At 62.9% G+C, this 21434-nt stretch carries 18 protein-coding genes; 14 read left to right on the top strand and 4 right to left on the bottom strand.

What is annotated here, in order from left to right; all coding sequences use genetic code 11:
* Nucleotides 1-7 precede the first annotated feature (7 nt).
* From ACGHJ7_RS07375 to ACGHJ7_RS07335, 9 genes are read left to right on the top strand one after another with little or no spacing between them, the layout of a single operon-like run.
* Nucleotides 8-628, top strand: a complete 621-nt coding sequence (locus tag ACGHJ7_RS07375; RefSeq protein WP_390475939.1) for an NADH-quinone oxidoreductase subunit J — start codon at nt 8-10, stop codon at nt 626-628.
* Nucleotides 625-930: an NADH-quinone oxidoreductase subunit NuoK gene (gene nuoK, locus ACGHJ7_RS07370; protein WP_390475936.1), complete on the top strand. Its 306-nt coding sequence runs from the start codon at nt 625-627 to the stop codon at nt 928-930. The genes ACGHJ7_RS07375 and nuoK overlap by 4 nt, the downstream gene beginning before the upstream one ends.
* Before the next feature lie 7 nt (nt 931-937).
* The gene (gene nuoL, locus ACGHJ7_RS07365) at nt 938-3019 is read left to right on the top strand and encodes an NADH-quinone oxidoreductase subunit L (RefSeq protein WP_390475934.1); all 2082 of its coding nucleotides are present in this window, start codon (nt 938-940) and stop codon (nt 3017-3019) included.
* On the top strand, nt 3019-4566 hold the full coding sequence (locus ACGHJ7_RS07360; protein WP_390475932.1) for an NADH-quinone oxidoreductase subunit M: 1548 nt from the start codon (nt 3019-3021) through the stop codon (nt 4564-4566). The genes nuoL and ACGHJ7_RS07360 overlap by 1 nt, the downstream gene beginning before the upstream one ends.
* On the top strand, nt 4566-6026 hold the full coding sequence (nuoN, locus tag ACGHJ7_RS07355) for an NADH-quinone oxidoreductase subunit NuoN (protein ID WP_390475930.1): 1461 nt from the start codon (nt 4566-4568) through the stop codon (nt 6024-6026). Before ACGHJ7_RS07360 ends, nuoN begins: the two co-directional genes overlap by 1 nt.
* Nucleotides 6019-6759, top strand: a complete 741-nt coding sequence (locus ACGHJ7_RS07350) for a biotin--[acetyl-CoA-carboxylase] ligase (protein ID WP_390475928.1) — start codon at nt 6019-6021, stop codon at nt 6757-6759. Before nuoN ends, ACGHJ7_RS07350 begins: the two co-directional genes overlap by 8 nt.
* Before the next feature lie 4 nt (nt 6760-6763).
* On the top strand, nt 6764-7540 hold the full coding sequence (locus tag ACGHJ7_RS07345) for a type III pantothenate kinase (protein ID WP_390475926.1): 777 nt from the start codon (nt 6764-6766) through the stop codon (nt 7538-7540).
* Complete coding sequence (locus ACGHJ7_RS07340) at nt 7537-9210, top strand: ribonuclease J (RefSeq protein ID WP_390475924.1); 1674 nt, start codon at nt 7537-7539, stop codon at nt 9208-9210. Before ACGHJ7_RS07345 ends, ACGHJ7_RS07340 begins: the two co-directional genes overlap by 4 nt.
* 5 nt (nt 9211-9215) lie before the next feature.
* Nucleotides 9216-9512 carry a DUF1467 family protein gene (locus ACGHJ7_RS07335; protein WP_390475922.1) on the top strand — a complete coding sequence of 99 codons (297 nt, stop codon included), beginning with the start codon at nt 9216-9218 and terminating at the stop codon, nt 9510-9512.
* Nucleotides 9513-9530: 18 nt separating this feature from the next.
* Here ACGHJ7_RS07335 and ACGHJ7_RS07330 read toward each other — a convergent pair whose 3' ends face one another.
* Nucleotides 9531-12173, bottom strand: a complete 2643-nt coding sequence (locus ACGHJ7_RS07330; RefSeq protein ID WP_390475920.1) for an ATPase — start codon at nt 12171-12173, stop codon at nt 9531-9533.
* Between the two features lie 72 nt (nt 12174-12245).
* Between ACGHJ7_RS07330 and ACGHJ7_RS07325 the strand changes: the two genes are divergently transcribed.
* The 4 genes from ACGHJ7_RS07325 to ACGHJ7_RS07310 all read left to right on the top strand — a co-directional run bounded on the left by ACGHJ7_RS07325 (nt 12246) and on the right by ACGHJ7_RS07310 (nt 16191).
* Complete coding sequence (locus ACGHJ7_RS07325) at nt 12246-12545, top strand: Hpt domain-containing protein (RefSeq protein WP_390475918.1); 300 nt, start codon at nt 12246-12248, stop codon at nt 12543-12545.
* An 86-nt stretch (nt 12546-12631) separates the two neighbouring features.
* Nucleotides 12632-13774, top strand: coding sequence for a hypothetical protein (locus ACGHJ7_RS07320; protein ID WP_390475916.1), 1143 nt, complete (start codon nt 12632-12634; stop codon nt 13772-13774).
* 24 nt (nt 13775-13798) lie between these two features.
* A complete protein-coding gene (locus ACGHJ7_RS07315; RefSeq protein WP_390475914.1) occupies nt 13799-14827 on the top strand; it encodes a hypothetical protein in 1029 nt (342 codons plus the stop codon).
* On the top strand, nt 14824-16191 hold the full coding sequence (locus tag ACGHJ7_RS07310) for a sensor histidine kinase (RefSeq protein WP_390475912.1): 1368 nt from the start codon (nt 14824-14826) through the stop codon (nt 16189-16191). Before ACGHJ7_RS07315 ends, ACGHJ7_RS07310 begins: the two co-directional genes overlap by 4 nt.
* A gap of 3 nt (nt 16192-16194) precedes the next feature.
* Here the strand turns inward: ACGHJ7_RS07310 and ACGHJ7_RS07305 are convergent, their stop codons facing one another.
* From ACGHJ7_RS07305 to gltX, 3 genes are read right to left on the bottom strand one after another with little or no spacing between them, the layout of a single operon-like run.
* Nucleotides 16195-16398, bottom strand: coding sequence for a hypothetical protein (locus tag ACGHJ7_RS07305; protein WP_390475910.1), 204 nt, complete (start codon nt 16396-16398; stop codon nt 16195-16197).
* Between the two features lie 13 nt (nt 16399-16411).
* Nucleotides 16412-17698, bottom strand: coding sequence for a citrate synthase (locus ACGHJ7_RS07300; protein WP_390475908.1), 1287 nt, complete (start codon nt 17696-17698; stop codon nt 16412-16414).
* Nucleotides 17699-17737: 39 nt separating this feature from the next.
* Nucleotides 17738-19168 (bottom strand): glutamate--tRNA ligase, encoded by a 1431-nt coding sequence (gltX, locus tag ACGHJ7_RS07295; protein ID WP_390475905.1) that lies wholly within the window; start codon nt 19166-19168, stop codon nt 17738-17740.
* A 32-nt stretch (nt 19169-19200) separates the two neighbouring features.
* Here gltX and ACGHJ7_RS07290 point away from each other — a divergent pair, with 32 nt between their 5' ends.
* Entirely contained in the window at nt 19201-21390 is a 2190-nt protein-coding gene (locus tag ACGHJ7_RS07290; protein WP_390475903.1) for a ComEC/Rec2 family competence protein, read from the top strand.
* The last annotated feature ends 44 nt before the right edge of the window (nt 21391-21434 follow it).

Below are 21434 nucleotides of genomic sequence, written 5' to 3'. Positions count from 1 at the left end.
GGGCACCATGATACAGACTATCGCCTTCTACCTGTTTGCAGGGCTCATGATTCTCAGCGGCGTGCTGACGATCATGGCGCGCAACCCCGTGCATTCCGTGCTGTGGCTCATCCTCGCCTTCTTCAATGCGGCAGGGCTGATGGTGCTGGTGGGGGCGGAGTTCCTCGCGATGCTGCTGGTCGTCGTGTATGTCGGCGCGGTCGCGGTGCTGTTCCTGTTCGTCGTGATGATGCTGGACATCGATTTCGCGTCGATGCGGGCTGGCTTCATGAAGAACTTCCCGCTCGGCATCGCCATCGCGCTGGTCCTGCTGGCGGAACTGGTGCTGGGTATCGGGGCCTACCGCGCAGGCGCTTTGGCGCTGGGGACGCCTGACGGCAGCGCCGCTCCGATTGTCGGCGTCAGCAATATCCAGAGCCTCGGCGCGCTGCTTTACGGGCCTTACATCTTCCTGTTCGAGATGGCCGGCGTAATCCTGCTGGTCGCCATGGTCGGGGCCATTGTCCTGACCCACCGCGAGCAGAAGTCGGTGCGCGGTCATCAGAACATCCAGAAGCAGGTTCGCCGCAATCCGGACGAGGCCGTCGTGATGAAGCAGCCGACGATCGGCAAAGGGATCGAGCTATGATCGGCATCGAACATTACGTCATCGTCAGCGCGATCCTGTTCGTGCTGGGCGTGCTGGGCATTTTCCTCAACCGCAAGAACATCATCGTCATCCTGATGGCGATCGAGCTGATCCTGCTGGCAGTGAACTTGAACCTCGTCGCATTCAGCGCCTTCCTCGGCGACCTGACGGGACAGATCTTCGCGATGTTCGTCCTGACCGTCGCCGCGGCAGAGGCCGCCATCGGCCTTGCCATCCTCGTCATCTATTTCCGTGCGCGCGGCACCATTGCCGTCGACGACGTCAACCGGATGAAGGGATAATCGCCCGGTGTCCTCGCAAATCCTGATCATCGTATTCCTGCCGCTGCTGGCAGCGATCGTAGCCGGGCTCGGCAACCGGGCGCTGGGCAACACGGTTGCCAAGTCGATAACGACCGGCGCCCTGTTCGTGTCCGCTGCGCTGAGCTGGCCGATCTTTCTCGGTTTTCTCGGGGGGACGGAACAGGCGACCGTCGTGCCCGTGCTCGACTGGGTGCGTTCGGGCGACCTGACCTTCGACTGGGCGCTGCGGGTCGATGCGCTGACCGCCGTAATGCTGGTCGTAATCAACAGCGTGTCCGCGCTCGTCCATCTCTACAGCTGGGGTTACATGGACGAAGATCCGGACCAGCCGCGGTTCTTCGCATACCTGTCGCTATTCACCTTCGCCATGCTGATGCTGGTGACGGCAGACAACCTCGTACAGATGTTCTTCGGATGGGAAGGGGTGGGCCTGGCCAGCTACCTGCTGATCGGGTTCTGGTTCAAGAAGCCGAGCGCCAATGCGGCGGCAATCAAGGCTTTTACCGTCAACCGCGTGGGCGACCTCGGCTTCATGCTCGGCATTTTCGGTACGTTCCTGGTGTTCGGCACGACGTCGATCCCGGAAATCCTCGAAGCCGCGCCCGGCATGAGCGGTAGCAGCATCACGTTCATAGGGTTCCGTTTCTACACGATGGATATCCTGTGCATCCTCCTGTTCATCGGTGCGATGGGCAAGTCGGCACAGCTGGGCCTGCACACCTGGTTGCCGGATGCGATGGAGGGGCCGACGCCGGTGTCCGCGCTGATCCACGCCGCAACGATGGTGACGGCCGGGGTGTTCATGGTCTGCCGCCTGTCGCCCATGTTCGAGACGGCGCCGACTGCGCTGGCGATCGTGACCTTCATCGGCGCGATGACCTGCCTGTTCGCTGCAACGGTCGGCACGACGCAGTGGGATATCAAGCGCGTAATCGCCTATTCGACCTGTTCGCAGCTGGGCTACATGTTCTTCGCCGCCGGTGTAGGGGCGTACGGTGTCGCCATGTTCCACCTGTTCACGCATGCCTTCTTCAAGGCGCTACTGTTCCTCGGTGCAGGCTCGGTCATCCACGCCATGCATCACGAGCAGGACATGCGGTATTACGGCGGCCTGCGTAAGAAAATCCCGATCACGTTCTGGGCGATGATGGCGGGCACGCTGGCCATTACCGGCGTCGGCGTCCTCGGGTTCTTCGGCTTCGCCGGCTTCTATTCCAAGGACGCGATCCTGGAGGCAGCGTTCGCGCGCGGCACGAACATGGGCAATTTTGCCTTCTGGGCCGGTGCCTTCGCCGCGCTGCTGACCAGCTTCTACAGCTGGCGCCTGATGTTCCTGACCTTCTGGGGCAAGCCGCGCTGGATCGAGAGCGAGCATATCCAGCACGCTGTCCATCACGGCCATGACGAACCGGAGGAGCACAATCCCCCGGTCCAGGAAGATGCCGGCCACGATGCGCATCATGCAGTGCCTTCCGCCGATCACCAGTCCGGGACGGGCGGTTATCATCCGCACGAAAGCCCGTGGGTCATGCTGATCCCGCTCGTCATCCTGAGCATGGGCGCTATCTTTGCGGGTTACGTCTTCAAGTACCCGTTCATCGACGGGTCTTCGGAAGGCGTCGATCCGAACGGCTTCTGGGGCGCAGCGATCTATTTCAACGAGAACCTGATCCATGCGCTGCACGCGGTGCCGCTCTGGGTGAAGCTGACGGCGACCGTGTCGATGCTGCTCGGCCTGCTGTTCGCCTGGCTTGCCTACATCAAGGACACTTCGATTCCCGGGAAGACGGTGGAGCAGCTGGGTCCGATCTACCGGTTCCTCTATAACAAGTGGTATTTCGACGAGCTCTACAACATCCTGTTCGTCAAACCCGCCTTCATCGTCGGCCGCGCCTTCTGGAAACTCGTCGATATCGGCACGATCGATCGCTTCGGGCCTGACGGTGTCGCCTGGCTTGTCAGGCAGGGGTCCGCCGGTGCGAAGCGCTTCCAGTCGGGCTATCTCACCAGCTACGCGCTTGTCATGTTACTCGGCCTCGTGGCCGCCATTACCTGGGTATTGATGTGATGGACGGTCTTCCGATCCTCTCCCTGATGCTGCTGGTCCCGCTGGTCGGCGGCCTGGCCTGCTTCTTCCTTGCAGCGAGCGAGGCGCGTCTGGTCGCGCTGGCAGCCACGCTGATAAACCTTGCGCTTGGCATCCTGCTGTGGGCCGGGTTCGAGATTGGCGGCCCGCAGTGGCAATTTACGGAGCGGGCAGACCTGTTCGCCGGATTTCAGTACGCGCTCGGTATCGACGGCATCGCGCTGATGCTGATCATGCTCAGCGTGTTCCTGATGCCGATCTGCATCCTTGCAAGCTGGGACGGCATCACGAAGCGCGTCGGCGAATACATGGCGTCTTTCCTGATCATGGAAACGCTGATGATCGGCGTGTTCGCAGCGCAGGATCTGTTCCTGTTCTACATCTTCTTCGAAGCGGGCCTGATCCCGATGTATCTCATCATCGGCATTTGGGGCGGGGCGGACCGCATCTATGCCAGCTTCAAGTTCTTCCTCTATACGCTGATCGGATCGGTCCTGATGCTGATCGCGATGTTTTGGATGGTCAACACTGCCGGAACGTCGGACATCCCGACCCTGATGCAGTACGATTTCGCGCCGGAAGCGCAGACGTGGCTGTGGCTCGCCTTCTTCGCCAGTTTCGCTGTGAAGATGCCGATGTTCCCGGTGCATACGTGGCTTCCTGCCGCGCATGTCCAGGCGCCCACCGCAGGCTCCGTAATTCTTGCAGGCGTGCTGCTGAAACTGGGCGGCTACGGTTTCATCCGTTTCAGCCTGCCGATGTTCCCCGAGGCGAGCGCCCAGTTCGTCTGGCTGGTCCTAATCCTGTCGTGCATCGCGGTGGTCTATGCCTCGCTGGTGGCCTTGGTTCAGCAGGACATGAAAAAACTGATCGCCTATTCCTCGGTCGCCCATATGGCCATCGTGACCGCCGGCCTGTTCGCCTTCAACGTACAGGGTCTGGAAGGCGCGATGATCATGATGCTAAGCCACGGGCTGGTATCGGGCGCGCTGTTCCTGTGCGTGGGCATCATCTACGACCGGCTGCATACGCGCGAGATATCGCGCTATGGCGGGCTTGCCATCAACATGCCGCGTTATGCGCTGTTCTTCCTCCTTTTTACCATGGCCAGCATCGGGCTTCCCGGAACCAGCGGCTTCGTCGCTGAATTCGTCAGCCTTGCCGGCGTATACGAGATTTCCAGCGACGTGACGCTCATCCTGACCACCGGCATCATCCTTGGTGCAGGCTACATGCTCTATCTCTATCGCCGCGTTGTTTTCGGGGCCCAGGTGAACGAGGACGCTGCGGCCATGTCCGACATGAACGCACGCGAGTGGGTCATGCTCGCCCCGATCGCTGCAGCGGTTCTGTGGATGGGTATCTATCCGGAAAGTTTCATCGCGCCGATGCGTAGCGACATCGCGGCGCTTGAAGCGCGCGTGGCACGCGCTGCTCCGCAGGGCGATGCGAAGCTGCAGGCAGGGGAGCCGTGTGCGAATGCGGCCAATTACGTTCCCTACGAGCATGCGGAAGGGGGAGAGCACTGATGGATATCATGCAGTCCCTCGGCCTCATGGCTTCGGAGCTCCTGCTGAGCTCGGCGGCCATGCTCCTGCTGCTCGTGGTCGCTTACGGCGGGCGCTCGACAGCACGGCTCGTCTTCATACTGGCCGCGTCGGCTCTTGGCGCCGCGCTGTTTTTCGTGGTTCCGACCGTGACCGAGGGGACCGCCGGTGCGGGAGCCATGGCGTTCCTGACGCAGTTTTCGGCTGACCCCTTCGCCGCTTTCGCGAAAACGCTAATGTACCTCGCCGGTATTGCCTGTCTTGCGATCGGTCCGTCCTTCCTCGCCCGCAACGGAGCGCTTCGCGGGGAATATGCCATCCTGGTCCTGCTTGCGACGACGGGCATGAGCCTGATGGTTGCCGCGACCGACCTGGTTTCGCTGTATATCGGTCTGGAGCTCAACAGCCTTGCGGCCTACGTCCTCGCCAGTTTCCTGCGCGACGACCAGCGCTCGGCAGAGGCCGGCCTGAAATATTTCATCCTCGGCGCTCTGGCCTCGGGCATCCTGCTTTACGGTATGAGCCTGACATACGGCTTCACCGGGACGACATCCTTTGACGGGATTTCAGCCGCGCTGACCGGCGAGATATCGACCGGCGCCCTGTTCGGCCTGATCTTCATGCTGGTGGGCCTTGCATTCAAGATCAGCGCGGTTCCGTTCCACATGTGGACGCCGGACGTTTACGAAGGCGCGCCGACACCCGTCACGACCTTCTTCGCCACTGCGCCCAAGGTCGCGGCGATCGCCCTTTTGGCACGCGTCTCGCTCGATGCATTCGGGGACCAGGTCCTGGCGTGGCGGCAGGTGGTCATCTTTGCCGCGCTTGCTTCGATCGTCGTCGGTGCCCTCGGTGCAATCGGCCAGAACAATCTGAAACGCCTGCTGGCCTATTCCTCCATCAACAATGTCGGCTTCATTCTCATCGGTCTCGCCGCTGCGACCGTCGGGGGCGTGTCCGCCATGCTGGTCTATCTCGCGATCTACGTCGTGATGTCGCTGGGCAGCTTCGTCGCAGTGCTGATGCTGCGCAATGCGCAGGGCGATCAACTCGAAACGTTCGACGATATCGCCGGCCTGTCGACCACGCGCCCTCTGATGGCTTGGTGCCTGCTCATCCTGATGTTCAGCCTTGCGGGTATCCCGCCGCTGTTCGGCTTCTGGGGCAAGTTCGTCGTCTTCCAGGCGGCGGTCCAGGCCGATCTGGTCCTGCTCGCGGCCATCGGTATCGCGGCAAGCGTCATCGGCGCGTTCTATTACATCAAGTTCGTCAAAGTTATGTTCTTCGATGATCCGGTGGACCGCGCTACGGGCGAGGCGGACACGGCCAGCTGGGCGATCCTGATCGGCAGTGCGATCCTCGTCAGCCCGCTTGCCTTCCTGCTGACGAACTGGCTGGGCGATCAGGCGGACACAGCAGCAGCGTCGCTGTTCCTTGGCTGAGGGCAGCGCCCGCTCGATCCGCATTGCGGCCGAGACCGGGTCAACCAATGCCGACCTGCTGAACGCCCTGCGCAGCGGGGAGCGCGTGCCTGAAGGCGAGTGGCTGGTAACAGACCGCCAGACCGCCGGCAGGGGCAGACAGGGCCGCGAATGGTTCGATGGCGCGGGAAATTTCATGGGCTCCACCGTGGTTCGTCCGGGTCCAGGCGATCCGCCTGCCCACACGCTTGCGCTGGTGGCTGGACTGGCACTGCACGAAGCGGCGACCCCGCTTTCCGGCGACCCTTCACGATTGCGTCTGAAATGGCCGAACGACCTCATGCTTGGTGAGGCCAAAGTGGCCGGAATACTGCTCGAGAGAGAGGGAGACGCCGTCGTTCTCGGCATCGGCGTCAATCTTGCCAAGGCTCCCGAGGTGCCCGGCCGCAAGACGATGGCCTTTGCCGAACTCGGGCCGGCACCGGACCGCGACCTGTTCGCCCGCGATCTCGCCATCGCGCTGGACCGGGAGCTTGAACGCTGGCGTACCTACGGGCTGGAGGCGATCCTGCGCCGATGGCAGGCTGCGGCCTTCGGCATCGGTACGAAACTATCCGTGCACGAACCGGACGGGACTGTTCGGCAAGGTGCGTTCGACGGGCTGGACGACAATGGCTCGCTGCAATTGCGCCTGGGTGACGGTTCTGTGCGTACCATTCATGCCGGCGACGTGATGCTCGCCAAGGAGACCTGATTTCATGCTGCTCGCCATCGATGTCGGAAACACGAACCTCGTCTTTGCCGTTTTCGACGGGGACGAGGTGCGTGCGCGCTGGCGCATCGCGACCGATCCGCGCCGGACGGGCGACGAATACGCCGTCTGGCTGCTGCAATTGCTGCAGATCGAGAATATTTCCCGCAGCGACATCACGCAGGTCATCTTCGGATCTGTCGTGCCCAGGGCGGATCATAATCTGACCGTCCTGATCGAGAAATATCTCGGCCTTACACCGCTGGTGGCCGGGCAGGGCGCCGCGAAATGGGGGTTCGAGATCGACGTTGACCAGCCCAGTTCGCTTGGCGCGGATCGCGCGCTCAACTGCGTGGCCGCGCACGAACTGGTCGAAGGGGACAAGGTGGTCGTCGACTTCGGAACCGCGACAAAGTTCGAAGCGCTCGATTTCAACGGCACTTACAAGGGCGGCATCATCACACCGGGGATCAATCTGTCGCTCGATGCGCTGGTGGGGAAGACGGCCAAGCTGCCCCGCATCGCAATCCGCGCTCCGGAAAGTCGCAGCGTGATCGGCCGCAATACGGAAGACCAGATGCTGATCGGCATTTTCTGGGGCTATGTCGCGATGATGGAAGGGCTGATCGAGAGAATGCGTGCGCAAATCGGCAGACCGGCAAAGGTTGTTGCGACCGGCGGCCTCGCAGTCCTGTTCGATGACCATACCGACATCTTCGATGTCGTGGATGCCGACCTGACGATACGCGGGCTCAAGATTCTCGCGGACAGGGCCGGCTCGTGAAAAAGGATTACACGCCCGAAAACGAACTGGTGTTCCTGGCCCTTGGCGGGTCGGGAGAGATCGGCATGAACGTCAACCTGTATGGCTGTGACGGCAAGTGGCTGATGGTCGATCTCGGCATGAGCTTCGGCGCAAACGAATATCCCGGCACCGAACTGCTGTTCGCCGATATTGAGTTTATCGAGGATCGCGCAGATGACCTTCTGGGGATCGTGCTGACCCATGCTCACGAGGACCATATCGGGGCCATTCCCTATTTCGCAGCCGATCTGGGCGTCCCCCTATACGCGACGCCGTTCACCGCCGAGCTGATACGCCGCAAACTGCAGGAAGCAGGCCTGCTGGACGAAGTAGAGGTTCGCATCATCGAAGAGGACCACGGTCACATCGAATTGGGACCGTTCGAAGTCACCTATCTTCCGCTGGCGCATTCCATCGCCGAAGGAAACGCGCTGGCCATCGACACGCCTTATGGCCGGATCTTCCACACCGGCGACTGGAAGCTGGACGAAGACCCGATCATCGGCGAACCGACGACCGAGGAAGAGCTGCGCGAAATGGGCGCCGAAGGCGTGCTCGCGCTGGTTTGCGATTCCACCAATGTGTTCAATCCGGAACCGAGCGGTTCGGAAGGTGCGGTTTACAAGGGCCTGATGGAAGAGGTGAAGAAGTGGAGCGGGCGCCGTGTGCTGGTGACCACTTTCGCCTCCAATGTCGCGCGGCTGCAGACGCTGGGCGAAGTGGCGGAGGCGACCGGGCGCGAACTGGTTGTCGCCGGGCGATCGCTCGACCGGATGATCGAAGTCGCGCAGGATAACGGGTACCTCCAGAACTTCCCCAAGACCGTCGACTGGGACACAGCCATGGGCCTGCCACGCGGCAAAGTCCTGATTATGGCGACCGGCGGACAGGGCGAACCGCGCGCTGCGCTCAGCCGCATAGCGGAGGACAATCACCCGCTGTCCTTGAGCGAAGGCGATGTCGTCCTGTTTTCCAGCCGCCAGATCCCCGGTAACGAAATCAGTATCGGCAAGGTGCAGAACCGCCTGTCCGAACGCGGCATCGTCATGGTCACCGACCGGCAGAGCATGATCCATGTCTCGGGCCATCCGGGCCGCCCCGAGCTCGAGGCCCTGTACGAATGGCTGGAACCGGAAATCCTCGTCCCTGTCCATGGCGAGATCCGTCACATGCAGGAACAGGCGAGGGTCGGATTGGCCGCCGGAATTCCCAGTGCCGTATTCCAGAAGAACGGTGACATCGTGCGGCTCGCCCCCGGAAAGCCCGGAAAGATCGCGGAGATAGAAGCCGGTCGCCTGGTCCTGGACGGCGACATCATCGTGCCAGCCAATGGCGAGAGCATCGTGATGCGGCGCAGGCTGGCGCACAATGGTGCCGTGATCGTCATCCTCGAACCGGAAGGCGGCGTTACCGTGGAAAGCATCGGCCTTCCGCTGGATGAAGACCACGACGACTTCATCGCCGAAGCGAGGGCCGATGTAGCAAAGGCGATCGGGCGTCCCGGCAAGGGACGGGGCAGGGGCCCGCGGCGGGGCGGAGGCTCGGCTGCAGGCGACAGGCTGGAAGCGGCCCGTCTTGCGGCTCGGCGGGCTGCCACGCGCTGGTCTGGCAAGAAACCGCAGGTCCGGGTCGTGGACCTCGCAGGCTGACCGGAATGCAGATCACTTCCATCCTTGCGATCTATTTCCTGTTCTGGGTGATGTGCGCCTTCGTCCTGCTACCCTTCGGCGTGAAAACGGCCGACGAGATGGGGGTGGAAAAGGTACCCGGGCAGGCTGATAGCGCGCCTGCCAATTTCCGGCCCGGCAGGATCGTGATCAGAGCCACGATCATGGCTACTGTGCTGACCACGCTGTGGGTGCTCAACTACGAAAACCGCTGGATCGGCGTCGATGCGATCGACATCTTCGAGCGGCCTGGTCACCTCGTCACCGAGGATACCGCTAGCTGAGCCGAAGGGGCCCGCCGATCAATCGGAGCGGAGCCGTTCGATTGCCTGTGCGAGAGCGACATAGAGCTTGCCCATGTCGGAGCTGAGCAGGGTAACGCCTAGAGCGTTTCCGTCGCGGGTCGAAAGCATGGTGCGAAGCATCGCCTCGAAATCGTGGATGTAACGACTGACGTGGTCCGCGAAGTCGGGGTCGGTGTCGTAAAGTTCGGCGACCTCGCGCGCTTCCGTGTTTCCGATCAGGCTGACGGCTCGGCGGGTAAAGATGCCACGGTCGCCGCGCAAGTAGGATGCCCATGCCGTATCGGTCACGTCGCTGGACAGCGACTTGGCAATGTCGATCGCGTTGGAGTTCAGCGCTTCGGTAATCAGAGCGACGCGGCGCGCGAAATCGTTGTCGACCTGCTCTTCCGCCCGTTCCCGCGCCAGGGCAACGCGGTTTTCCAGATTGCCTGCCAGTTCGTTGACGAGGGCAAGCTGGTCCCGCAATTGCATGGCTGCCTGCCTCGCAGCCTCCGCTGCCTTCGCTGCGGCGGCGTCGAGATCGGCAATGCTGCGGGATGATTGCTCCGTCAGCGCGGCGTTGATCGCCCCGGCTGTCTTTTCGCCGATCGTGTCCGCCAGGAGCCCGAGGCGTTTTTCCGTTTCCGTGTCGGTCAGGGACAGCGCCTCGCGCGCCTTGCGATCCAGATCGTCGATCGATGCCCGCAGAGTTGTCGATGCCTTTTCGCCGACAGCATCCGTATCGTCCTCCAGTGCGGCAAGCGAGACACGAAGCGCCTCGACCTCGTTCGCAAACGTCTGGCGCAGGCCATCGAGACGGGAGCCCAGACCGTCGAGATTGGCATCGACCTTTTCAGTCTCTTCACGCGCCAGGATGACGTAGTCGGACACCGAGCGAGAGCGGCTTCCCGTTTCGCCCAGCAGTGCCTGCAATTCCTCTCCGGCCTCGCGGGCTGCAATCAGGCGGGTTTCCGCCTCCTCGAGCGAGGAGGGCAAGGTTTCCCGGCTGTGATTGGCGCCGGCCTGGATGAGTTCGAGCAGGCGCACGCTTGCTTCGGTCAGTTCCTCGATGGCCGGTTGCAGGGCTTCGCTATCTTCCCTTGCGCCTGCCATACGCGCTGCCATGGTCTCGCTCGATGCGGTCAGGCGTTGCTGGGCATCCTCGGCCCTGGCAGCCAGTTCTTCCGATTGACCGGCCAGTTCCGCCAGTTTCGCGAGGGTTGCCTCGGTACGCTGCTGGACGACTTCGGCATATTCCGCCTGCTGGTCCTTGCGATGGGCCAGACCGGCGTCGAAGGCCGCAAAGCGGTCTTCCAGTGCCGAAAGCGAAGCAGCCTCTGCGCCTTCGATTTCTTCCCGGCGCGCGGACACACGCGATCCGAACGCGGCGTCCCGGTCCGCCATGGCGGCATCGACACGCTCGGCCTCGGTGCGAAGTTCCGCCAGCTTGGCCTGGGCGTTTTCGAGCGCCTGTGCATCGAGCGCCTGGATTTCCTCCACCGCCTGTCCAAGGCGTTCGCGCAGAGCATCGACCTGGCGGGACCAGCTGTCTCCTGCCTGCTGCTCGGTGGCTCTAAGGCCGGCGGACAGCGAGGCGCTTTCATCGGAAAGTCCGGCGAGGCGCTCTTTCAGACTGTCGATAGCGGCGGCTTCGGCACGATCCAGTTCCGCGCTGCTGGCAGCAAGTTCCTCGCCGAGGCTGTCCATCCGGCGCCGCATGGCGGCCAGTCCGGCGACTTCTCGCGAATCCAGTTCGCCCCGATAATCCTCGCTTGCCTGGCGCAGCGCGGCGAAGCGTTGTTCGGTCACGTCGCCCATATGGGCTGCCTGTGCTTCGAATGCGGCGAGGGCGGCATCGATCCGTTCGCTGAGCGAGGCGACCTGCTGCTCGCTCGCCTGCCCGAAGACATTGAGCCGTTCGAACCCTGTCACGAGCCTTTCCAGCTGTTCGCTGGCACCTTCACCGGCGGCGCCGATCTGGTTCGAGGTATCGCGGGCAGAGTTTGCGATAACGGGGAGTTCGTCGCGCAGCCGGTCCATATTGGCGAGCGCGTTTTCGCTGATGGTTCCGATCCGCTCTACCTGGTCATGGTTTTGACCGATCAGGGACTGCAGGCTTTCCGCGTGCTCCGTGATGCGCGTCCCGGCGACGCGGCCAAGCGTTTCGAGTTCGCGTGTTTCGGACGACAGGAATTCGCGTGCCAGGCTCAGCTCCCGGTTCACCGTGACGAGTCGTTCTTCCAGCAGGGCGGATTCGGTCGAGAGCGCGTGGGCGGCATCGGCAAAGCGCGATGCCTCGCGGCGGCTCGTCCGCATGGCGATAAGCCAGATTCCGATGACCAGCAGGACGGGCAGGGCCCAGTCCCCGGCCCAGCCGATCCAGTCTTGCGCAGACGCCCCGGCCAGCATTTCTTCGCGGTAGGTCCAGCCGAAAAACACGGTCCAGCACCCAATCACGAACAGCGCGAGGGCAGGCCATATCCATCCGCTGCGAGTCGCGCGGCCCGTACCGGCCTCCTCCTCCCACAGCTCTTCCTCGGACTCGTAGGAGTCTTCCGACTCCGCCGTGCCATATTCCTCGGTCGCGGCGTCGGCCGCGCGGTGCGCGTCGTCGCCCTCTGGCTCGGGCCCGATCGCCCGTATGGTGTGACCCCCAGTCATCCTTGGGCATTTACCATAAAGCGCCAGTCTTGAAACCCTGCCTTAACCATTGGATCGCTATTGACCGGGCCCATGGCGTTCGAACATGCGAACTTTTCTGCGAACCTTGCGGCCGCTGCGGGCGAAGATGCCGCGCTGCATGCGGAACTAAGTGCGGCTTTTCGCGATAGTGTCGAACAGCAGGTGGATTTGCTCAAAAGGGCACGATGTGACGGCAACTGGCTGGTCGCCGCGCAGCGGATCAAGGGTCTCGCCGCGAGTTTCCATGCCGAGCCGCTGATGGCCCTGGCCGAGAACGCCATCGCCAGCGCACCGGGCGATCCTCTGATCCTGCGCGAGCTCGACGGCTTTCTCGCAGACTTCGACCGCTGATCTCACTTCGCGTGCCGAGCCTGCTTGGCAGGAGGCTGCGCTACCCTTAATTGGCCGTCATGGTCCAGGGCTGCAGACTTATCGCCATGCTTGCATTGGCGGATTCGGGAGAGCGGCCTTGCGTCAATCGAGAGCGCTATGCCGGCACTACGGTCCTGCAAAGGCAGGTGGACATGGCAATCGCCATGGGCTGCGATGCAATAATGTTTCTCGGCCGAAACCCTGCGGATGAAGACGTGCTGGCAGCGCAGCACCTGGCGGAAAGTGAAGGTCTGGCCTTCCGGTTTGTTTCACGGCCCGGCGACATCGCAACTTCCGTGCCGAAAGATGCGGAACTGATTGTCATCGCGCCGGGCGTCCTTGCCCGTAATTCGGTCGTTCTGGAAAAGCTGGGCGCACAAAAGGCCATTGCGACCTTGCCGGCCGATCATGCCTTCGCCGCCGGTCTGGAACGGCTCGATCTGCATAGCGCATGGGCGGGGATATTGCGCATGCCCGGTCGTCATGTGTCGCAGCTGGATATGCTGGGTACTGACTTCGAACCGCTCAGCGCCTTGCCGCGCATCGCCCGATCGTCGGGTGTCAAGGAGCGCGCCGTATCGGTCCCTCTGCTGGAAAATGGCGATTGGCGCCTTCCCGCAGATGACCGTCCGTTTTCGCTCCAAGCCCCTGAAGCACCGAGCACGGTGGCGAGTTTGACGCAGCGGTGTGCAGGCTATCTGGCCGCTCGCAATCTGCCGGATGCGTATGCTTACGGCGTTCTGGTCCTCGCGCTGGTCGGGAGTGTCGCCCTGATCGGGCTGGGCAGACCCGCAATAGCGATCATCCTTGCAGTCGCGGCGATGGTGGCCGCCGATATCGGTCGACAGGTCCGCAAACTGGCCCAGCCTCTGCGCTTCTCGCGTCCCGAAACCGCTGACTGGAGCCGCTTGGCTGAACCGGCCTGCGAGGTCGTCGCTGCCATCGCAGTCGGAACCGGACTGGCTGGCGGGGAAAGCATTACGGCTGCGGCATTTTCTTCGGTCATCGCCCTGCTGCTGGTCTGGATCGGCAGGCCGATCGCTCCAAAGCGATTTCGGGCCTTCGTACAGCCACCGGTGATATGGACACTCGCTGCGAGTTCGGGAATTTTCGGTATCTGGTGGGGCGCCGTTTTCGTGCCGACCATGCTGGGCTTCGGCGCGCTGGCATTTCATTTCCGCGGCACAGGACGCATAACGCAGTCTTAACCACGTTGGGCTATGCGATCTGCCATGAGTGAGCAAAGTACGACCGACAGGGCCGATAAAGCGCAGCCCGCAATGTCCGTGCAGGATATCTTGCGGGCCGAGCTGGCCTATGGCGACACCGTACTTGGCACGGTCGGTCCGATCCTCGGCCACCTGGTGATGAACCACGATCACTCGCTGTTCACCGATGCCATCGTCGCGCGCGTTCGCGGAATGCTGGTCGACGTGGCCCGGCAATTGCTGGAGCTCGAGGGCAAGCATACCCCTGACCCGTCAGTACCGGACACGGGCGAAGAAGAGGCAGGCGGGGCGGCCAAGGTGCAGGCCGATATCGACGCCATGCGTACCGACGACCTCGTCCATGCAATCTCGGGCAGTTCCGAATTTCTGGAGCATTGCCATGCGCTGGCGATAGAGTTCCAGGTGGCAGAGCGCCTGAAGGCGCGCAACTCGCTCGATCCCGTGCTGACGCCCATGCTGCAGGCTTTCATCGCTGCGAAGGAGCAGGACGTCGCCAGCAAGGGCATGGCCGCCCTGACTGCGCAGGCCCGGTTCATGGAGCAGCAGCGGCGCATGGTCCTGCCGCTCGAGGAATTGCCGGGTTCGTTACTGAACCATGCGATCGCTTGCTGGCAGGGCGCAAACAGTGTGGACGATCCGCAAGCGGTCGCGTCCATCCTTGCGGACATGCGCAAGGCGTCGGTTCCGGACAATACGCGGACCGCTCTGTTTTCCTCCCTTCTGAGCGGAGCAGCAGGCGTTACCGAAAAGGCGCTTGCGTTGCCCCATGCAGGGGTGTCGCTATTCATTTCCGCCCTGGCGACGAATTCCGGGATTCCTCGCGAGAAAGCTGCCCTGCTGACAAATGACCGCCAGATGGCACGCCTCGCGCTTTCCCTGAAGGCAGCAGGGTTGCAGCCGCGCACGATCGAGGAACAGTTTCTCTACCTGCATCCGGAAATTGAACTGCCGGAAAACTTCGACAGGATGCACGCGGGCGAAGCGCGCACGATCCTCGGCGAAAGCACGGCGATGGGCGCGAACGGACGATGAACATCGCTTCCTCCTCCACCGTCCATGGCCGAACGGATGCGCAGGACAGGCTTGTCTTCGCCGACGAGGTTCTGGCTTCGCTCCAGACACGGTGCGGAGGCGAATTGCCCGGCATGGTCGCAGTGCCGGAATTGCGCGAGCTTATCTCGAAGACCAGGAGGTTCGGTGTGGCTCTCTCGCGCGATATTCGTGCGTTCGACGGTGAACGCACCATACGAACCTGGGCCGATGCGCGGCCCGACAGCAATGGCGAGGGATGCATCATCACCCTGGCCAACTGGCGTTCCGCGACCGGCGGCCTCGATGCCGCTTCCGAACAGCGTCGTCGCAACGCATCGGATCGCGCAACGGCCGATGCCATCGTCAGGCTCGATTCACGGCAATCCATCGTACACGCGGTCGGCGAAGGGCAAGACGTCGAGCCCCTTGTCGAGCGAATGAACGAGGCAGCGGGGCAGGACTGGAAGAGATTCGTCGACCTGCTCGATATCGATCACCACCAGCCGGTACACTGGCGCCTGCTGGACGGCGCAAAATGCCGTATCGAAAGCGAAGGCCGCGGCTTCTCGATCAGGCTATTGCCCTTGGGACAGCGCGATCCGGGGAGCGAGGGATTCGAACTCTTGCTGGTAGCCGACGATCCCTTGCCGACCAGGTCGCGGGGGCCACAGCCACTGGGCAACCATCCGTCGCCGGATGGTCTCGCAGGCGAGCTGGGTCCTGTATTGCGGCAACCTATCGCGCGCATCATCGCCAATGCCGAAACGATCAGGGCGCGGCTCGCGGGACCGTTGCCCGACGAATACAGCAATTACGCCGCCGATATCGCAACCGCAGGTCAGCATTTGCTGGCCCTGGTCGAAGATCTCGCTGACCTGGAAATCGTGGAGTCCGACAATTTCACGACTGCACCCGATCCGATCGATCTCGTCGATGTCGCAAGGCAGGCGACCGGGATCCTCGGCGTTCGTGCGCGCGACAAGCAGATCACCCTGGCCGAGCCGGCGGAAGGCAGCAGGCAACCGGCCACGGGCGAGTTCCGGCGGGTCCTGCAGATATTGCTGAACCTGATCGGGAACGCGATCAACTATGCACCGCCGGGCACGAAAGTCACTATCGAGACCCGCGAGATCTCGGGTAAGCCGACAATTTCGATCATCGACCAGGGGCCGGGAATGTCGGCCGAAGACGCCGCACGCGCGTTCAACAAGTTCGAGCGTCTGGGCCGTAGCGGCGATGGCGGCTCCGGCCTTGGCCTGCACATATCGCGCCGCCTCGCGCGGGCGATGGGCGGCGACATCGTGATTGAAAGCGAGGAAGGGAAGGGCGCGCGTTTTACGCTTTTCCTGACACCGCAGGACTGACGATCAACGTCCCGTCCTGCGCAGATAGGTCAGCAGGGCGATACCGATCAGCCCTGCAACCCCGCCGATGGCGAGAAAGCGACGGTCTCCGGCAATGAAGCTGGTGCCGGGGTCCCCGATGATGCCTGCGCCCTGCAGGACCCACCAGACCCCGGTCAACAACAGCGTGACACCGGCAACCTGCAACAGGAAGCGCGGTGCACGCATTACCTTGTACCGCTCAGCGTTCGCTTACGGGAACGTAGTCGCGCTGCGTCGGGCCCGTGTAGAGCTGACGCGGACGGCCGATGACCTGGCCGGGATCGGAGATCATCTCGTTCCACTGCGCGACCCACCCGACCGTGCGGGCAAGCGCGAAGAGAGCGGTGAACATGGTGGTCGGGAAGCCGATCGCCGAGAGGATGACGCCCGAGTAGAAGTCGACGTTCGGGAACAGTTTCTTCTCTTTGAAATAGTCGTCGTCGAGCGCCATTTCCTCGAGCTGGAGAGCCGTTTCGAAGACCGGATCGGTGACCTGCAGGGCCTCGAACACTTCGCGCACGGTCTTCTGCATGACCGTCGCACGCGGATCGTAGTTCTTGTAGACGCGGTGTCCGAAACCCATCAGGCGGAACGGGTCGTTCTTGTCTTTAGCGCGCTCGATATAGTGCGGGATCTGGTCCGGCGTACCGATTTCGCGCAGCATGTTGAGCGCAGCTTCGTTGGCGCCGCCATGGGCGGGGCCCCACAGACAGGCAATACCGGCAGCGATACACGCAAACGGGTTTGCGCCCGAAGAACCGGCAAGGCGAACGGTCGAGGTCGACGCGTTCTGCTCGTGGTCCGCGTGGAGGATGAAGATACGGTCCATCGCGCGCTCGATCGCGGGATGCACTTCGTATTCCTCAGCCGGGACGCCGAACGTCATGCGCAGGAAGTTGCCGGTATAGCTGAGCGAATTGTCCGGCTGCATCATCGGCTGACCGACCGAGTACTTGTAAGCCGCAGCTGCAATCGTCGGCATCTTGGCGATCAGGCGGTGGCTGCTGATCTTGCGGTGCTCGGGGTCGGAAATATCGGTGCTGTCGTGATAAAACGCAGACAGGGCGCCGACCACGCCGCACATGATGGCCATCGGATGCGCATCGCGGCGGAAGCCCTGGTAGAACTGGCGCAGCTGGTCATGCAGCATCGTATGGCGGGTGATGGTGTAGGTGAAGTCGTCCAGCTCTTCCTGCGACGGAAGCTCGCCGTTCAGGAGCAGGTGGCTGACTTCCATGAAGCTGGAATGCTCTGCCAGCTGGCCGATGGGGTAGCCGCGGTGCAGGAGCACGCCTTCATTACCGTCGATGAAGGTCAGGGCGCTTTCGCAGCTGGCCGTCGACTTGTAGCCCGGGTCGAACGTGAATGCGTCGGTCTGGCCATAGAGCTTGCGAATATCGACAACGTCGGGTCCGCAGCTGCCCTCGAGCACCGGAAATTCGTATGCATTGCCGCCGAGTTCCATTTTTGCCGTGTTATCAGCCACCAGCGTTTCTCCTTCAAATACAATCAATAGCGTGCTGCTTCAGCTGCGAGGTTCCGCCTGCGCGTCGATCCGCGCGAGGGACTCCTCTCTGCCCAGCAGGACGAGAACGTCGAAAATTCCGGGGGACGTCGTCGTCCCCGTCAGCGCCGCTCGCATGGGCTGCGCCAGTTTTCCGAGCCCCAGTTCAAGGCGCTCGGCAAGTGCTTTCGTAGTGGCTTCGAGGGCCTCGCTTGTCCAGTCATTTTCGGCATGAAGTTCGGCAGAAACCTGACCTAATCTTGCGCGGCCTTCGTCATCGAGCAATTTGGCCGCCTTATCCGTCATGGCGAGCGGCCGCTTCGCAAACAGGAACGCTGCGCCCTCGACCAGCTCGTGGACATCCTTTGCCCGGGGCTTCAGGAACGGCATGGCGTTTTCGAGCAGGCCCAGGTCGGGTTGCCCGTCCATCTCGTCGGCAACCAACCTGGCGAGGCGCGCATCGTCCGCCTCGCGGATATGATGGCCGTTGAGGTTCAGCAGCTTCTTCGTGTCGAACCGTGACGCGCTTTTCCCGACACCGTCGATGTCGAACAGCTCGATCGCTTCTGCGCGGGTGAATTCTTCCTTGTCGCCATGACCCCAACCGAGGCGCAGGAGGTAGTTGAACAGCGCTTCGGGCAGGACGCCCAGTTCGTCGCGATAAGCTTCCACGCCGACGGCGCCGTGCCGCTTGGACAGCTTCGCCCCGTCCGCCCCGTGGATCAGGGGGACATGGGCATAGACCGGCTCTTCCCAAGCCATGGCGCGGATGATCGGCAATTGCCGGAACGCATTGTTCAGGTGGTCGTCGCCGCGAATGATGTGCGTGCAGCCCATGTCGTGATCGTCGACGACCACGGCCAGCATGTAGGTCGGCGTCCCGTCCGCGCGCAGGATGATGTAGTCGTCGATTTCTGCATTGGCGACGCGTACTTCGCCCTGGACGGCATCGGTAATCACCGTTTCACCTTCGTTCGGCGTTTTCAGCCGAACGGTGAAGGGCGCACCTTCCGGCGCTTCGGAGGGGCCGCGATCCCGCCAGCGGCCGTCATAGCGCATCGGCTGCCTGGCAGCGCGCTGGGCGGCCCGCATCTCTTCCAGTTCTTCGGGCGTAGCGTAGCATTTGTAGGCATTGCCCGACTCGAGCAGGGCCATGGCGACCTCGCGGTGCCGCTCGGCGCGCTTCGACTGGAACATGGGTTCATCATCGTAATCGAGACCCAGCCAGTCCAGTCCGTCGATGATCTTGTCGATGGCATCCTGGGTGGAACGCTTCTGGTCGGTATCCTCGATCCGCAGCAGCGCCTGGCCGCCGTGATGGCGGGCGAACAGCCAGTTGAAGAGCGCGGTGCGAGCGCCGCCAAGATGCAGGTATCCCGTGGGCGAGGGGGCGAAGCGTGTCACCACGCCGTTGATTTTCCCGCTGTTTTTCTGGTCGCTTTCGCTTGCCATCTGGCGCGGCTTCCTTTTCTATTCTCGTGACCATGGCGTCGAGAGGGGTAACCGAGGTTCCGCTGGGGAGCGGCGACGCCGGGCCAGGCCATGCTGCATTGCAGCACCGGCATTGGCAGGGGCGCTTCCGCTTGTCCAGCATCGGCGACCGTCTGGATGCAGCGCTCGAGGATGCAGGCTTCGAGAGGGCGCCTTGGCTGGTCGTCGCGCTTGGGGGAGGGGTGGCTGCCTGGTTCCTCCTGCCGGCCAGCTGGATGTGGGCGTCGGCAATTGGTTGCGGCATCCTGCTTGCACTCGCCGGATGGCACTGGACAACGCGCGAAGCACGGATGCGGCTCGGCCTCGCCGCCATCGGCATGGGCTGCGCATTCGCGCTCGGCGTTTCGCTGGTCTGGGCACGATCGGCGGTAGTGGGGGCAGAGGCGTTCGAGTATCCGCGCGTACTGCACTTCAACGGGAAAGTGCTCGACCGGGAGGAGCAGCCTTCGCGGGATCGCGTGCGCCTGACCCTTGCCATGCGCGATGCCGAGACGGCGACGGCGCGCAAGGTCCGGGTGAACGTTCCGCGCTCGAGCGATGATCCTGCCTTCATCGAAGGGGCGACAGTCCGGCTGCGCGCTCGCCTGATGCCCCCGGCATCGCCCATGGTGCCGGGCGGATACGATTTCGCGCGGACCGCGTGGTTCATGGGCCTGTCCGGCACGGGTTCGGTCATCGGCCCGGTCGAACTTTCGCAGGCGGCCCCGCCGGATGTGGACCGGTTGAAGGCGTTGCAGCGAACGCTGTCGGCTCATGTCAGGGCCAATGTGTCCGGATCGGAAGGGACAATCGCCGCCGCTTTCGCCAGCGGGGACCGGGGATCGATCCGCGAGGCGGACGAGGACGCCATGCGCGACAGCGGACTGACCCATTTGCTTTCGATCAGCGGCCTGCATGTGAGCGCCGTAATTGCCGCAGCCTATCTCGTGGCCATCAAGCTGCTGGCGCTATGGCCGTGGCTCGCCTTGCGCGTGCGTCTCCCGGTGCTGGCAGCAGGCGTCGGCGCAGTGGCTGGCATTGCTTATACGCTGCTGACAGGCGCGGAAGTTCCCACGGTGCGAAGCTGCGCTGCGGCCTTGCTGGTGCTGGGCGCACTGGCGTTCGGGCGGGAAGCTTTATCGTTGCGCATGGTGGCGCTGGCAGCAGCTTTCGTTCTCTTCCTGTGGCCCGAGTCTCTTGTGGGGCCCAGCTTCCAGATGAGTTTTTCCGCCGTGCTGGCGATTGTCGCACTGCATAACAGCGCGCCGGTCCAGCAGTTTCTTGCGCCTCGGGAAGAAAGCTGGGCGGCCAGAACCTCGCGGCGCGGCGCGATGTTGCTGATTACGGGGCTCGTCATCGAATTCGCCCTGATGCCCATCGTGCTGTTCCATTTTCACAGGGCGGGGGTTTACGGCGCTTTCGCCAATGTGGTGGCCATTCCGCTTGTGACCTTCGTATCGATGCCGCTGATCGCGATTGCCCTGTTTCTCGATACCGTCGGCCTGGGCGCACCGGCGTGGTGGATGGCCGAGTTCTCGCTCGAGCTATTGCTTCGCATTGCGCACTGGACTGCCGAGCAGCCCGGGGCAGTCAAGCTGATGCCGCAAATGTCGCGGTTCACATTTGCCCTGTTCGCCGCCGGTGGCCTTTGGCTGGCGCTCTGGAAGGGGCGAAAGAGGACACTGGGCCTCGTGCCTGCCGCGCTGGGCGTTTGTCTCGTAGTGACGACGCCGACGCCCGACCTGCTGATATCCGGTGACGGGCGCCATGTCGGCATCGCTGGCGAGGACGACAGGCTTCTCATGCTTCGAGAGAGCCGATCGGGTTATGCGCAGGACAATCTGCAAGAACTGGCCGGAACTTCCGGAGAGGTCATACCGCTTCGCGGTTGGAAAGGCGCAGAATGTTCACGCGATTTCTGCGTCATCGCATTGGAGCGAGGGGCGCGCGAATGGCAGGTTCTGATGGCAAGAAGCCGTGACCTCGTGGGCGAGCGCGCCCTGGCCGCGGCTTGCGAAAGAGCCGATATCGTCGTCGCCGACCGCTATCTGCCGCGCTCCTGCCAGCCCCGCTGGCTACGCGCGGACCGCCGGTTCCTGGACCACAGTGGCGGCTTGTCGATAGCGCTGAGCGAAGGGAAAATAAGCCGCGTCGCCGATACGCAAGGCAGTCACGGATGGTGGCGTGGCCGTGACAGCGAATGATGCACTGGTCCCGGCCTCTGCGATTTTTTGGCAAATGGCAGGAA

The organism is Altererythrobacter sp. MTPC7 (assembly GCF_042851395.1).
In the GTDB taxonomy this organism is placed as follows: Bacteria; Pseudomonadota; Alphaproteobacteria; order Sphingomonadales; family Sphingomonadaceae; genus CAJXSN01.
The sequence above is the reverse complement of the archived record's forward strand: the minus strand, read 5'-3'. Positions and strand labels throughout refer to the sequence as shown.

Coding starts and splice junctions, on each gene's coding strand:
- ACGHJ7_RS07375 (WP_390475939.1), top strand. CDS start 8: ATGATACAGACTATCGCCTTCTACCTGTTTGCAGGGCTCATGATTCTC.
- nuoK (WP_390475936.1), top strand. CDS start 625: ATGATCGGCATCGAACATTACGTCATCGTCAGCGCGATCCTGTTCGTG.
- ACGHJ7_RS07360 (WP_390475932.1), top strand. CDS start 3,019: ATGGACGGTCTTCCGATCCTCTCCCTGATGCTGCTGGTCCCGCTGGTC.
- nuoN (WP_390475930.1), top strand. CDS start 4,566: ATGGATATCATGCAGTCCCTCGGCCTCATGGCTTCGGAGCTCCTGCTG.
- ACGHJ7_RS07345 (WP_390475926.1), top strand. CDS start 6,764: ATGCTGCTCGCCATCGATGTCGGAAACACGAACCTCGTCTTTGCCGTT.
- ACGHJ7_RS07335 (WP_390475922.1), top strand. CDS start 9,216: ATGCAGATCACTTCCATCCTTGCGATCTATTTCCTGTTCTGGGTGATG.
- ACGHJ7_RS07330 (WP_390475920.1), bottom strand. CDS start 12,173: ATGACTGGGGGTCACACCATACGGGCGATCGGGCCCGAGCCAGAGGGC.
- ACGHJ7_RS07325 (WP_390475918.1), top strand. CDS start 12,246: ATGGCGTTCGAACATGCGAACTTTTCTGCGAACCTTGCGGCCGCTGCG.
- ACGHJ7_RS07320 (WP_390475916.1), top strand. CDS start 12,632: ATGCTTGCATTGGCGGATTCGGGAGAGCGGCCTTGCGTCAATCGAGAG.
- ACGHJ7_RS07315 (WP_390475914.1), top strand. CDS start 13,799: ATGAGTGAGCAAAGTACGACCGACAGGGCCGATAAAGCGCAGCCCGCA.
- ACGHJ7_RS07310 (WP_390475912.1), top strand. CDS start 14,824: ATGAACATCGCTTCCTCCTCCACCGTCCATGGCCGAACGGATGCGCAG.
- ACGHJ7_RS07305 (WP_390475910.1), bottom strand. CDS start 16,398: ATGCGTGCACCGCGCTTCCTGTTGCAGGTTGCCGGTGTCACGCTGTTG.
- gltX (WP_390475905.1), bottom strand. CDS start 19,168: ATGGCAAGCGAAAGCGACCAGAAAAACAGCGGGAAAATCAACGGCGTG.
- ACGHJ7_RS07290 (WP_390475903.1), top strand. CDS start 19,201: ATGGCGTCGAGAGGGGTAACCGAGGTTCCGCTGGGGAGCGGCGACGCC.